Genomic DNA, 12,797 nt, shown 5'->3' with positions numbered 1-12,797 from the left:
ATGTCCATCTCCGCCCCCTTCATCGCGCGGCCCATCGGCACCACGCTGATGGCGATCGGCCTGGCGCTGGCCGGTTTGATTGCCTATTTCGACCTGCCGGTGGCGCCACTGCCAAAGGTGGACTTTCCGACCATCGCCGTTACCGCCAGCCAGCCCGGCGCGGACCCGGCCATCATGGCCTCCTCCGTCGCCGCGCCGCTGGAACGCAAGCTGGGTGAGATCGCGGGCATCAGCGAGATGACCTCCACCTCCTCGCTCGGCAGCACGCGGATCATCATCCAGTTCGACCTGGAACGCTCCATCGAATCCGCGGCGCGGGACGTGCAGGCGGCGATCAATGCGGCGCAGGCCGACCTGCCCTCCGGCCTCACCAGCCAGCCGAGTTTCCGCAAGCTGAACCCCGGCGATCTGCCGGTGCTGATCCTGGCGATGACCTCCGATACGCTGACCGCCGGCGAGATCTATGATGCCGCCGACAGCGTGGTGGTGCCGCGCCTGTCGCAGGTGAACGGAACGGCGACGGTATCGATCGCAGGCGCTGAACAGCCCGCGATCCGTGTCGCGGTGAACCCGGCGGCGGCGACGGCGGCGAATGTCTCGCTGGACCAGATCCGCACCGCCATCACCAGCGCCAATGTCACCCAGGCCACCGGGCTGATCGACGGCCCGCAGCAATCCGCCGCCATTTCGGTGAATGACCGGCTGACCACGCCGGAGGAATTCGGCGATATCGTGGTGACGCAGGCCAATGGCGCCATCGTGCGCCTGTCCAGCCTGGCCCGCGTGGAGCAGGGGCCGCGGGACCGGCGGCAGGCGGGGTCCTACAACGGCCGCCCGGCCGTCATCCTCACCATCTTCAAGCAGGCCGACGCCAATGTACTGGAGGTGGTGGACGGCATCCGCGCGCTGCTGCCCGACCTCGCCCGCTGGATTCCGGCCGGAATCGATATCGAGATCATGCGCGACCGGTCGGAGACCATCCGCGCCAGCGTGGCGGAGGTACAGCATGCGCTGATCATCAGCATCATCCTGGTGGTGCTGGTGGTGGCGGTGTTCCTGCGGCGCTTTTCCGCCATCGTCGCCGCCGGCATTTCCGTGCCGCTGTCACTGCTCGGCACGCTCGCCGTGATGTGGATGGTGGGGTTCTCACTCAACAATCTGTCGCTCATGGCACTCACCATCTCGGTCGGCTTCGTGGTGGATGACGCCATCATCATGATCGAGAACATGGCGCGGATGAGCGAGCGCGGCATGCGACCACGGCAGGCGGCGCTGGAAGGCGCGCGGCAGATCGGCTTCACCGTGGTCTCGATGAGCGTCTCGCTGATCGCGGTGTTCATCCCGCTGCTGTTCATGGGCGGCGTGGTCGGGCGGATGTTCTTCGAATTCGCGGCGACGCTGTCGATCGCGGTGGCGATTTCCGCGGTGATTTCGCTGACCGTCACGCCGATGGTGGCGGTGCTGCTGGCCAGCGCCACACCGCGCCCGCCGGGCCGCTTCGGCCGTGGCTTCGAATGGGTGATGGACCGCACCATCGATGGCTACATGCGGAGCCTGGCGGTGGTGCTGCGCTGGCGGCGGCTGACGGTGGGCTTCACCATCGCGCTGGTCGGTTTGACCATATGGCTCTACGGCCAGGTGCCGAAGGCGTTCTTTCCCGCACAGGACAGCAACTTGGTGATCGGCGCGGTGGTGGCGCAGCCGGATACCTCCTTCCAGGCCATGACCGTCTTCCAGGACCGGGTCGTGGAGGTGATCCGCCAGGACCCGGCGGTGGAGAACATCGCCTCATCTCTCGGCAGCGGCGGCTTCTTCGGCTCCTCCAACATCCGCCTGCAGGTGGCGCTGAAGCCGCTGGCGGCGCGGCAGGGGATGACGGCGGACCAGGTGATCGCGCGGCTGCGCGCCCCGCTCGGCCGCATCGTCGGCGCGCAGACCTTCCTGCGCGCGCAAAGCGACATCAACATCGGCGGCCGCCAGGGCAATGCCAATTACCAGTATGTGCTGCTGACGCCGGACCTCGACGACCTCGGCATCTGGAGCGAGCGGCTGGTGAACCAGCTTCGCACCCTGCCGCAGGTGGTGGATGTGTCGTCCGACCAGGAACGCACCGGCCTGGTCTCCCGCCTGGTGATCGACCGCGATGCGGCGGCGCGGCTGGGGGTTTCCATCTCGGCGCTTGGCGGCGCGCTGAACAACGCCTTCGCGCAGCGCCAAGTCTCCACCATCTACCGCACACGCAACCAGTATCGCGTGATCCTGGAGATCGACCCGGCGCTGACCGAGGACCCGTCCCAGCTCACTGGCATCTTCGTACCGGGCCGCGACGGGCCGGTACCGCTCGGGTCGCTGGTGCGGCTGGAACGCACGACGGCGCCACGCTCCATCGCGCATCAGGGGCTGTTCCCGGCGGCCAGCATCAGCTTTTCCCTGGCAGAGGGTGTGGAGTTGGGGGCGGCGACGCGGCTGGTGGAACAGGCGGTGCTGGACATCCAGATGCCGGCCAGCATCCGCGGCGAATTTGCCGGCAATGCGCGCAGCTTCCAGGCCTTTCTCACCGGCATGCCGCTGCTGATCCTGGCGGCGCTGCTGACCATCTACATCGTGCTCGGCGTTCTCTATGAAAGCCTGATCCATCCGCTGACCATTCTCTCCACCTTGCCGACGGCGGGCATCGGCGCGTTGCTGGCGCTGCTGGCGACGAACACGCCGTTCAGCGTCATTGCGATGATCGGCGTGATCCTGCTGATGGGCATCGTGAAGAAGAACGCCATCATGATGGTGGATTTCGCGCTCGCCCATGAACGCGAAGGCGGCGAGGGTGGCATGGTGGCGATCCTGGAAGCCTGCCGCGAACGCTTCCGGCCGATCCTGATGACGACGCTAGCCGCCCTGTTCGGCGCCATTCCGCTGGCCGTCGCGACGGGACCGGGGGCGGAGCTGCGGCAGCCGCTGGGCATCACCATCATCGGCGGGCTGATCCTGTCCCAGCTTCTCACGCTCTACACCACCCCGGCGGTCTACCTGACCTTCGAGCGGATGGCGGCGAAACGGCGGCAGAAGCTGCCCCCGGCGACGGCGGTGGCGCCGGCCTGACAATAGGGGCTTGTTGCATTGGGGGGCAATGTGTAGCGTTTGGGCATGAGCACCACTGCCCGCCGCACCCCGCCCACCCCCATCGATTACGGCGCCCGCGAGTATTGGGCGGGTATCATCAAGATGGGCCTGTCGAAGTTCTTCATCCTGCGCGTGCTGCATGACGGGCCGATGCATGGCTACGACATCGCCCGGCGGGTGGAACGGGTGACCGGCGGCTGCTGTTCCCCCACCGAGGGCACCATCTACCCCGTGCTGCGCGAATTCGAGGCCGGCGGCTTCGTCACCGTGGCCGAGCAGGTGGTGCAGGGCCGCCAGCGGCGGATCTATGCGCTGACCGATAGCGGCCGCGCCGCCTTTCGCGTGGCACTCGATGCCTGGATGGAAGCGACCGCCGTGCTGGCCGATACGGCCCGCGCCTTCCCGCCAGGTTGCTGCGAGGAAGACAACCCATGACCAACCTGCCCATCGCCGTCCTCGGCGCCGGCCCCATTGGCCTCGCCGCCGCCGCCCATCTGCGCGCGCGGGGCCTGCGCCCGCTGGTGCTGGAAGCCGGCCCGCGCATTGCGGAGTCCGTGCGGCAATGGGGCCATGTGCGGATGTTCTCGCCCTGGCGCTTCAACATCGATTCTGCCGCGCGGGCGCTGCTGGAAGCCCGCAGCTGGACGCCGCCGGCGCCGGAGGATTTTCCGAGTGGCGCAGAGCTCGTCGCGCGCTACCTGGACCCGCTGGCCGAGGCCTTAGGCGGCGACATCCGCACTGGCACCCGCGTGACCGGCATGGCGAGGCGGGACATGGGCCGGCTGCGCGACGGCGCGGAGCGTGATGCGGCGCCCTTCATCCTGCATGTGCAGACCGCGCAGGGCGAGGATTCGATCGAGGCCGCCGCGGTGCTGGACTGCACCGGCACCTGGTCCAGCCCCAACCCGGCCGGCGCGCATGGTCTGCCGGCCCTGGGGGAGACGGCGCAAGCGACGCGCATCGCCTACGGCATCCCGGATGTGCTGGGCGCGGCGCGGTCGGACTATGCCGGGCGGACCACGCTGGTGGTGGGCGCCGGGCATTCGGCGATGAATGCGGTGCTGGATCTGGTGACGCTGGCGCGGCAGGTGCCGGGCACGCGCATCCTCTGGGCCTTCCGCCGGCCGCTCGGCGCGGTGAATTTCGGCGGCGGTGCGAAGGATGGGCTGGCGGCGCGCGGCGATCTTGGCGCGCGGGCGCAGGGGCTGGTGGAGTCCGGCGCCGTCATTGCACTCGCCCCCTTCCTGATCGATCGCGTCGCGGCGCAGGTTGGCGGGCTGGCGATCACCGGGCGGCAGGCAGAGCAAACTGTGACCATCCAGGCCGATCGCATGATCGTCGCCACCGGCTTCCGCCCCGATCTCGGCCTGCTGCGGGAGGTGCGGCTGGCGCTGGACCCGGCGGTGGAGGCGACCCCCGCCCTCGCCCCGTTGATCGACCCGAACCTGCATAGCTGCGGCACCGTCCGCCCGCATGGGGAGGCGGAATTGCGCCACCCCGAAACCGGCTTCTACATCGCCGGCATGAAGAGCTACGGCCGCGCGCCGACCTTCCTGCTGGCCACCGGCCATGAACAGGTCCGCAGCATCGCCGCCCATCTGGCGGGCGACACGGCGGCGGCGCGGCGGGTGGAGCTGGAACTGCCGGAAACCGGCGTGTGCAGCACGGATCGCGCGCCGGTCGCCCCATCCTGCGGCGCGCCGAAGCCGGTAAAGGTCACCACCTGCTGCGGCGTGGCGTGACCGAGGCCTCGCCACCCGGCGCACGCCGCGTCGTCTTCGCCCTTGGTACCACGCAGACCCTGGCCTGGGCCTCCAGCTACTATCTGCCGGCGATCCTGGCGGCGCCGATGGCGCGGGAATTCGGGCTGTCCACCGCCTGGGTGTTCGGCGCGTTTTCCGCCGCGCTGATCGTCTCGGCGCTGGCCGGACCGGTGGTGGGGCGGGTGATCGATGCGCGGGGCGGGCGCGGGATGCTCACCGCCTCCAATATGGTGCTGGCGGCCGGGCTGCTCGGCATGGGCCTGGCGGGGGATGTCTGGACGATGGCGGCGGCCTGGCTGGTGCTGGGCCTGGGCATGGCGATGGGGCTGTATGACGCGGCCTTCTCCACCCTCGCCGGGCTGTATGGCCGGGCGGCGCGCGGGCCGATCACCGGCATCACGCTGATCGCGGGTTTTGCGAGCACGGTGGGCTGGCCGCTTTCCGCCCTGCTGGAGGAACTGGTGGGCTGGCGCGGCGCCTGTTTCGCCTGGGCCGCGCTGCATCTGCTCGTGGCGCTGCCGATGAACCGGCTTCTGGTGCCGAAGGCGCCGCCGCCGGAGCGCCAAAGCACCGCCACGGCCCCGGCGGAGATACCTTCCACCGGCCGGCTCACCATGCCGTTGCTGGCCTATGTCTTTGCTGCGGGCGCGTTCATCGCCGGTGCCATGGCTGCGCATCTGCCGGCGATGTTGCAGGCGGCGGGTGCCACCGCGGCGGCGGCCGTGGCGGCGGGTGCGTTGATCGGGCCGGCGCAGGTGGCGGCGCGGGTGGCGGAATTCGGGCTGCTGCGGCGCTTTCATCCGCTGATCTCGGCCAGGCTTGCCATGCTCGGCCATCCACTCGGCGCGCTCGCGCTGCTGGTGGTCGGCGGGCCGGCGGCGGCGGCCTTCGCGGTGCTGCACGGCATGGGCAATGGGGTGATGACCATCGCCAAGGGCACGCTGCCGCTGGCGGTGTTCGGGCCGGGTGGCTATGGCGCGCGGCAGGGCTTGCTCGGCGCGCCGGCGCGGCTGCTGCAGGCGGCCTCACCCTTCCTGTTCGGACTGATGCTGGAACGCGGCGGGGTGGAGCTGGCGCTGGGCGTGACCAGCGCCCTGGCGCTGACCGGCTGCCTAGCGCTGCTGTTGCTGCGCGCGGCGCCGGCGAGTGTGGCTCAGGCGGGCAAATAGCCGAGCAGATCGTCCACCCGCATCACCTCGCAGTAGATGCGGTTGAGGATTTCCAACTCCCGCTCATGCAGCGCGTCGCTGCCTGCGGCGCAGGCATCCTCCAGCACGATCACGTCGAAGCTCTCATCGGCCAGGCTGCGGACGGTGGAGCTGACGCATTGGTCGGTGAAGATGCCGGCGCAGACCACATGGGTGATGCCCATATTGGCCAGGATCAGGCGGAGGTTGGTGCCGGTCAGCGCGGAATCCGTGGTCTTCGTCACCACGATCTCCTCGGGCAGCGGCGCGATGCTGGCGACGATCTGCGAATCCGGCCGGTCATGCGGCAGCAGCAGATTGTTCCAGCCGGGCTTCTTCTGGCTCAGCGACCGATCCGCGCCATCCGGCCGCAGGCAGGCGATGCGCGCGAAGAACACCGGGTTGCCATCGGCGCGGAAGCGGGACAGCAGGCGCTGAATGGCAGGCAGCACGGTGCCGTGCATGCGGGTGTGGAAAGGGGTCCAGGCGTGGAAGCGGGCCAGTTCCTCACCGGTCAGTCCGGCTGGGTCAGGACGCTCCAGATAGGCTTCCTGCACATCGATCACCAGCAGCGCGACGCGGCCGCGCACCAGCACCGGGTCCGGCGCCTCCGGCGCGCCCTGGTAGTAGAAGGAACGCCAGGCGGTCTTCCAATCCATTCCTGCCCCCATTCTGTCTGCCTGCGACCCTTGTGCACGCAGCCCGACCGGCCGGCTACCCGGCAGCCTCCGCCTCGCTTAACAAGGGGGCATAAAGAAGGAGGTCCGCCCATGCCCGACGCCCAAACCGGTCCCGTCCTGCCAATCGGCTTCGCCGATACCCCCGGCCGCAACCGCCGGCTGCGGGAGCTTCTGGCCGGCAAGGAGCTGTTCATCGCCCCCGGCGCCTTCGATTGCGTCACGGCCCGCCTGGTCGATGCCTCCGGCTTTCCGGCGCTGTACATCACCGGTGCCGGTATCTCGATGAGCGCGCTCGGCGCGCCGGATGTGGCGGTGCTGTCCTTCGGCGAGATCATCGACCGCATCCGCCGCATCTGCGACGTCGTCTCCATCCCCGTCATCGCCGATGGCGATACCGGCTATGGCGGCCCGCTGAACGTGATCCGCACGGTGCGGGAATATGAACGCGCCGGCGTCTCCGCCATCCAGATCGAGGATCAGGAATGGCCGAAGAAGTGCGGGCATGAGCCGGGCCGCAAGCTGGTCTCCACCACCGACATGCAGATGCGCATCCGCGCCGCGGTGGAAGCGCGGCGGGACCCGGATTTCGTGGTGATCGCCCGCACCGATGCCCGCGCCGGGGAGGGCCTGGCCGCCGCCATCGGCCGCGCCCGGGCCTATCGGGCGGCAGGCGCCGATGTGATCTTCGTCGAAAGCCCGCAATCCGAGGCGGAGCTGGAGGATGTCGGCCGCGCCTTCCCCGAGGTGCCGCTGCTGGCCAATATGGTGGAGGGCGGCAAGACGCCGATCCTGCCGGCGGAACGCCTGCAGGCGCTGGGCTTCCGCCTGGCGATCTACCCCAACGCCATGACGCGGCTGATCGCCAAGGCGGGGATGGAGATGCTGGCCTCGCTGAAGGAGACAGGGTCCTCCAACGCCATGGCGGACCGCATGTACAGCCATGGCAAGCTGTGGGAGCTGTTCGACAACGCCACGTGGCGGGCGCTGGAGGACCGGTATTTGCGGGTCGAGACGTCGGCGAAGGGGTGACCTGGACCGGTCACGACGCAACCTGCGGCCGGCATCTCGCCGGCCGAGCGGCCGAATGGTCGCCGCCGCTTATGCGGCGAAGCCAAGCCGCGCGGAGCGCGGCGCCTGGCGTTTGAAGGTTGACCTACCCCTTCTGGGCAATCTCGCGGTGCTGGCGGACCACCTCCGCCATCACCCGGCGGATGAACTCCTCGGCGAAATCCTCATCCAGCCCGGCGCGGGCGGCGTTCTCGCGCAGGCGGGCGACCTTCGCCTCCTCCCGCGCCACATCCACCGCATCCAGCCGGTGCCGCGCCTTAAGATGGCCCACTTCCCGCGTCACCCGGAAGCGCTCGGCCAGCATGGCAACCAGGGCGGTATCGATATTGTCGAGGCTGCGGCGCAGTCGCCAGAGGTCCTCCGGTGCGGCCTGTTCGGCCGTGGTGTCTTCGGGCATGTGCGCCTGCCGCCTTCTCGCCTGGAACTCAGACGCGAAGGCGTAGCAGAAGGCGCCGGGCCAGGGGAACTCCCCTACAGGATCTGGCTCAGGAACATCCGGGTGCGGTCGTAGCGGGGGGCGGAGAAGAACACCTCCGGCTCGGCCTGTTCCACAATCTCGCCCTGGTCCATGAAGACCACCCGGTTCGCCACGGTGCGGGCGAAGCCCATCTCATGCGTCACCACCACCATGGTCATGCCGGTGCCAGCAAGCTCCACCATCGTGTCCAGCACCTCCTTGATCATTTCCGGATCCAGCGCGCTGGTCGGTTCGTCGAACAGCATGATGCGCGGCGCCATGCACAGCGCGCGGGCGATGGCGACGCGCTGCTGCTGGCCACCCGAGAGTTGCAGCGGGTATTTGCGGGCCTGTTCCGGAATTCGTACCCGTTCCAGATGCGCCATGGCGGTGCGCTCTGCCTCCGCCTGCGGCATCTGCTTCACCCAGGTCAGCGCGAAGGTGCAGTTCTCCAGCACCGTCATGTGCGGGAACAGGTTGAAGGATTGGAAGACCATGCCGGTCTCCCGCAGGATAGGCGCATCCGTCGTCGGCTCGCCGGACAGGGCGCGGCCGTGGATGCGGATATCGCCCTTCTGGTGCCGTTCCAACTGGTTGATGCAGCGGATCATGGTGGATTTGCCGGAGCCGGAGGGGCCGCAGACCACCACGCGCTCCCCTTCCGCCACGGTCAGGTCCAGCCCCTTCAGCGCCTGGAAGCCGCCATACCATTTGCTGACGCCAACGAGTTCAATCGCGGCGCTCATCGGCGCTGCCCCTCACCCAGCCTGCGTTCCAGGTTGAGGCTGTATTGCGACATCAGGAAGCAGAAGACGAAGTAGATCATGGTGATGAAGAAGAACGGCTCGATGAACAGGCCGAGCCAGCGCGTATCCTCCCCCACCGCGCGCGACATGCTGAGCAGGTCGAACAGGCCGATGATGGAGACCAGCGTGGTGTCCTTGAACAGGCCGATGAAGTTGCCGACGATCGAGGGGATCATGATGCGTAGCGCCTGCGGCAGGATGATGAGGGAGGTGGATTGCCAGAAGCCCAGCCCCATCGCGGCCGCGGCCTCATACTGCCCCTTCGGAATCGCCTGCAGCCCGCCGCGCACGATCTCCGCCATATAGGCGGCGGCGAACAGGCAGACCGCGACGATGGCGCGCAGCAGCCGGTTCACCTCGACGCCCTGCGGCAGGAACAGCGGCAGCATGGTGTTGAACATGAACAGGATGGTGATGAGCGGGACGGAGCGGAACAGCTCGATGAAGGTCACGCAGAACACGCGGATCAGCGGCATCTGCGACCGTCGGCCGAGTGCCAGCAGCACGCCGGCCGGCAGGGAGAAGGCGATGCCGATGCCGGAGATCACCAGCGTCAGGAACAGCCCGCCCCAGACCCGCGTCGGAACCTCGGTGAAGTCGAGTTGGGAGACGAGCAGCAGCGCCAGCACATACAGCCCCGCCAGCGCGCCCCAGCCGATGCGGCGTGCCTTCTCATCATCTACCGCGCCGGCAAGCCGCGCGACCAGCGCAGCGAAGCCAAGGCCGAAGCGCATCTCCGCCAGCGTGGTCAGCCACACCCACAGGAAAGCCGCGCCGCCGAGCGCGATCAGCGCCGTCCAGACCAGGGTCTGCGCGCCACCATAGAAAAAGTAGGAGGCAAGCAGCGGGTACAACAGCACCAGGCTCAGCCCGATCCCAACCCTGGAACGCACCCGCGGTAGCCACAGCGGCACCGCCCAGGCGAGCAGGATCAGGAAGCCGGTATTGATCCGCCAGACCTGATCCTTCGGATACAGGCCGTAGATTAGGTTGGGGATCCATTCGATGACGCCCGGCCAGCAGGCGCCGGAGCGGCCGACCATGTCGAGGCATTGCCGCCGATTCTCCGCCTCCCACACCGCCTTGATCAACGCCCAGTCGATGATGGCGTAGGCCACCACGTAGAAGATGTAGGCGCCCAGGAAGGTCATGACGGCGTTGGGCACGCTGGAGAACAGATTGGCCCGCATCCAGCCGACCACGCCGATGGTCGAGGGCGGCGGCGGGTCGGCGGGCCTCGGCGTGAAGACGAGCGGCGCATCCGACATCTCAGCGTTCCCTCAGCAGGATGCGTCGGTTGTAGAGGTTCAGCACGGAGGACACGCCGAGGCTGACAGCGCAGTAGAAGGCCATGGTCATCGCCACGATCGGAATCGCGCGGCCGGATTGGTTGAGCGAGGTGTTCATCCACACGCTGACCAGATCCGGAAATCCGATGGCGATGGCCAGCGAAGAATTCTTCGTCAGGTTCAGATACTGGCTGATCAGCGGAGGGATGATGACGCGCATCGCCTGCGGCAGGATGATGAAGCGCATGGTGCGGCTGGGCTTCACCCCCAGCGCGCGCGCCGCTTCCGTCTGGCCGTGGCCGACGGATTGGATGCCGGCGCGCACGATCTCCGCGATGAAGCAGGATGTGTAGATGGACAGCGCCACGATCAGCGCACAGAAGGCGGGCGGCACGGAATAGCCGCCGCGAAAGTTGAAGCCACGCAGCACCGGCCAGTCCCAGGCCAATGGCGCGCCCATCGCCAGGAACACCAGCAGCGGCAGCAGGATGATGAGCGCCAGCCCCGCGAGGCCCGAAGGGAAGGCCCGCCCGGTATCGCGCAGGCGCCGCCTTGCCCAGATATGCAGCATCACCGCGCCCACCACTGCCGCCAGAAGCGCCAGCAGCACGATGCCGAACCCGTCCTCCGGCACCGGCGAGGGGAAATAGGCGCCGCGGTTGTTGAGGTACATGATGCCGCCGAGATCGATGCTCGCACGCGGCAGGGGCAGCAGGTTGAACACGCCGAAATACCAGGCGATGATCTGCAGCAGCAGCGGCGTGTTGCGCAGGATCTCGATGTACCAGCGCGCCAGCGTGCGGATCAGCCAATTGGTTGAAAGCCGCGCCAGACCCATCACCAGGCCCAGGATGCTGGCGAACACCACGCCGATCACGGCGACCAGCAGCGTGTTCGCGATGCCGACCTGGAAGACGCGGAGGTAGCTGTCGCCTTCGCGATACGGGATCAGCGTGAAGGCAATGTTGAAGCCGGCCGAGACGTCGAGAAAGTCGAACCCCGCGGACATGCCGCGCTGCGCCATGTTCGTGATGGTGTTCGAGACCAGGAACCAGATCAGCCCGACGACGCAGATGAAGGTGACGGCCTGGTAGAACACCGACCGCACCGTTGCGTTATTGACGAAGGCAGCAAGGCGCATTGGCGCCGTTGCGGGGCGGCGGATCGCGGTGGTTTGGGGCGCGGTGGTTTGGGACATGGGCAGCCCTGCTTGCGCGCAGGCCCGCGTGCAGGCCAAGGGCGGGCCGCGCAACTTGCGCGGCCCCCGGCCTCAGCCCATCGCGGCCCGGCCTATTGGTACCAGGCTCAGCGGAACGGCATCGCGTAGAGGATGCCGCCATTGGTCCACAGCGCGTTCAACGAACGCTCGCGCGGGATGCCGATCGGCGTGTTGGCGCCGACATTGCGTTCATAGACCTCGCCGTAATTGCCGACATGGCGCAGCACCCGCACCATGAAATCGGGCGGCAGACCCATGCCCTGGCCGACATTGCCCTCGACGCCCAGCAGGCGCTTGATGCCGGGGTTCGGCGAGCGCAGCATCTCCGTCACATTGGCGGAAGTGACGCCCATCTCCTCGGCCTCGATCATGCCGAATAGCACCCAGCGCACGATGTCGCCCCAGTTGTTGTCGCCATGCCGCACCACCGGGCCCAGCGGTTCCTTAGAGATGGTCTCGGGCAGGATCATGTGGTCATTCGGCGTCGGGAAGGCGGAACGCCGCGCCGCGAGGCCCGACTTGTCGTTGGTGTAGGCATCGCAGCCGCCACCGAGATAGGTCTCCACCAGCACATTGACGTTCTCATTCGTCACGGCGGTAAAGCGCATGTTGTTGGCGCGGAAATAGTCGGCGAGGTTTAGTTCCGTGGTCGTGCCTGTCAGCACGCAGATCGTCGCGCCATCCAGTTCGCGGGCGGAGGTGATGTTGGAGGCGCGGGGCACGACGAAGCCCTGGCCGTCATAGAAATTGACGCCGGCGAATTCCAGGCCGAGCTGCCCATCGCGCACTGCGGTCCAGGTGGTGGTGCGCGACAGCATGTCGCTTTCGCCATTGGCCAGCGAGGTGAAGCGCACCGCCGACGTCACCGACTGGTACTGCACCTTGCTCGGGTCGTTGAAGATGGCGGCCGCGACGCCGCGGCACATATCGACATCCATGCCCGACCAGGTGCCGTTGGCCGCCAGCGCATAGAAGCCCGGCGTGGGCAGCCCGACCTGGCAGTTCAGGCTGCCACGGTCACGAACCTGCTGAAGCGTCTGTTGCGCGGAAGCCGTGCCCGCAACGCCAAGCATCGTCGCTGCTGCGACGAGCAGCGATACACCAATTCTCATCCCCTCAACTCCCAGATTATTCTGCTGAAGCCCCTGCAAGTGGTGTGCCACAGCCTCATTGGGCCGCATGCGTTTACTGGTCTTGGCCAGACACCACTC

General features: G+C 67.9%; 11 protein-coding genes. 5 read left to right on the top strand and 6 right to left on the bottom strand.

Annotation, left to right across the window (positions count from 1 at the left end):
- The 4 genes from ACFHNC_RS17500 to ACFHNC_RS17485 are packed head-to-tail and all read left to right on the top strand — an operon-like array spanning position 1 to position 6,049.
- Complete coding sequence (locus tag ACFHNC_RS17500; RefSeq protein WP_437170523.1) at positions 1-3,096, top strand: efflux RND transporter permease subunit; 3,096 nt, start codon at positions 1-3, stop codon at positions 3,094-3,096.
- 45 nt (positions 3,097-3,141) lie between these two features.
- The gene (locus ACFHNC_RS17495) at positions 3,142-3,552 is read left to right on the top strand and encodes a PadR family transcriptional regulator (RefSeq protein ID WP_437170522.1); all 411 of its coding nucleotides are present in this window, start codon (positions 3,142-3,144) and stop codon (positions 3,550-3,552) included.
- Positions 3,549-4,859: an NAD(P)-binding domain-containing protein gene (locus ACFHNC_RS17490; protein WP_437170521.1), complete on the top strand. Its 1,311-nt coding sequence runs from the start codon at positions 3,549-3,551 to the stop codon at positions 4,857-4,859. Before ACFHNC_RS17495 ends, ACFHNC_RS17490 begins: the two co-directional genes overlap by 4 nt.
- Positions 4,856-6,049, top strand: a complete 1,194-nt coding sequence (locus ACFHNC_RS17485; RefSeq protein WP_437170520.1) for an MFS transporter — start codon at positions 4,856-4,858, stop codon at positions 6,047-6,049. Before ACFHNC_RS17490 ends, ACFHNC_RS17485 begins: the two co-directional genes overlap by 4 nt.
- Here ACFHNC_RS17485 and ACFHNC_RS17480 read toward each other — a convergent pair.
- Positions 6,034-6,726, bottom strand: coding sequence for a cysteine hydrolase family protein (locus ACFHNC_RS17480; RefSeq protein WP_437170519.1), 693 nt, complete (start codon positions 6,724-6,726; stop codon positions 6,034-6,036). The two genes, ACFHNC_RS17485 and ACFHNC_RS17480, sit on opposite strands and share 16 nt — an antisense overlap.
- Before the next feature lie 111 nt (positions 6,727-6,837).
- Between ACFHNC_RS17480 and ACFHNC_RS17475 the strand changes: the two genes are divergently transcribed.
- Positions 6,838-7,776, top strand: a complete 939-nt coding sequence (locus ACFHNC_RS17475) for an isocitrate lyase/PEP mutase family protein (RefSeq protein WP_437170518.1) — start codon at positions 6,838-6,840, stop codon at positions 7,774-7,776.
- A 124-nt stretch (positions 7,777-7,900) separates the two neighbouring features.
- Here ACFHNC_RS17475 and ACFHNC_RS17470 read toward each other — a convergent pair whose 3' ends face one another.
- The 5 genes from ACFHNC_RS17470 to ACFHNC_RS17450 form a co-directional block, all read right to left on the bottom strand.
- Complete coding sequence (locus ACFHNC_RS17470) at positions 7,901-8,212, bottom strand: chorismate mutase (RefSeq protein ID WP_437170517.1); 312 nt, start codon at positions 8,210-8,212, stop codon at positions 7,901-7,903.
- A 74-nt stretch (positions 8,213-8,286) separates the two neighbouring features.
- Positions 8,287-9,018, bottom strand: a complete 732-nt coding sequence (locus ACFHNC_RS17465) for an amino acid ABC transporter ATP-binding protein (RefSeq protein ID WP_437170516.1) — start codon at positions 9,016-9,018, stop codon at positions 8,287-8,289.
- Entirely contained in the window at positions 9,015-10,346 is a 1,332-nt protein-coding gene (locus ACFHNC_RS17460; RefSeq protein ID WP_437170515.1) for an amino acid ABC transporter permease, read from the bottom strand. Before ACFHNC_RS17460 ends, ACFHNC_RS17465 begins: the two co-directional genes overlap by 4 nt.
- A gap of 1 nt (position 10,347) precedes the next feature.
- Positions 10,348-11,565 (bottom strand): amino acid ABC transporter permease, encoded by a 1,218-nt coding sequence (locus ACFHNC_RS17455; protein ID WP_437170514.1) that lies wholly within the window; start codon positions 11,563-11,565, stop codon positions 10,348-10,350.
- 107 nt (positions 11,566-11,672) lie between these two features.
- Positions 11,673-12,698 carry an amino acid ABC transporter substrate-binding protein gene (locus tag ACFHNC_RS17450; RefSeq protein WP_437170513.1) on the bottom strand — a complete coding sequence of 342 codons (1,026 nt, stop codon included), beginning with the start codon at positions 12,696-12,698 and terminating at the stop codon, positions 11,673-11,675.
- Positions 12,699-12,797 lie beyond the last annotated feature (99 nt).

The organism is Falsiroseomonas sp. E2-1-a4 (assembly GCF_051433165.1).
Classification (GTDB): domain Bacteria; phylum Pseudomonadota; class Alphaproteobacteria; order Acetobacterales; family Acetobacteraceae; genus Falsiroseomonas.
This window is presented reverse-complemented; position numbering and strand designations above follow the sequence as displayed.

Bases quoted from the DNA above. Each gene is read 5' to 3' on its own strand.
- ACFHNC_RS17470 (WP_437170517.1), bottom strand. From the start codon at position 8,212: ATGCCCGAAGACACCACGGCCGAACAGGCCGCACCGGAGGACCTCTGG.
- ACFHNC_RS17490 (WP_437170521.1), top strand. From the start codon at position 3,549: ATGACCAACCTGCCCATCGCCGTCCTCGGCGCCGGCCCCATTGGCCTC.
- ACFHNC_RS17475 (WP_437170518.1), top strand. From the start codon at position 6,838: ATGCCCGACGCCCAAACCGGTCCCGTCCTGCCAATCGGCTTCGCCGAT.
- ACFHNC_RS17495 (WP_437170522.1), top strand. From the start codon at position 3,142: ATGAGCACCACTGCCCGCCGCACCCCGCCCACCCCCATCGATTACGGC.
- ACFHNC_RS17480 (WP_437170519.1), bottom strand. From the start codon at position 6,726: ATGGATTGGAAGACCGCCTGGCGTTCCTTCTACTACCAGGGCGCGCCG.
- ACFHNC_RS17455 (WP_437170514.1), bottom strand. From the start codon at position 11,565: ATGTCCCAAACCACCGCGCCCCAAACCACCGCGATCCGCCGCCCCGCA.
- ACFHNC_RS17460 (WP_437170515.1), bottom strand. From the start codon at position 10,346: ATGTCGGATGCGCCGCTCGTCTTCACGCCGAGGCCCGCCGACCCGCCG.
- ACFHNC_RS17450 (WP_437170513.1), bottom strand. From the start codon at position 12,698: ATGAGAATTGGTGTATCGCTGCTCGTCGCAGCAGCGACGATGCTTGGC.
- ACFHNC_RS17465 (WP_437170516.1), bottom strand. From the start codon at position 9,018: ATGAGCGCCGCGATTGAACTCGTTGGCGTCAGCAAATGGTATGGCGGC.
- ACFHNC_RS17500 (WP_437170523.1), top strand. From the start codon at position 1: ATGTCCATCTCCGCCCCCTTCATCGCGCGGCCCATCGGCACCACGCTG.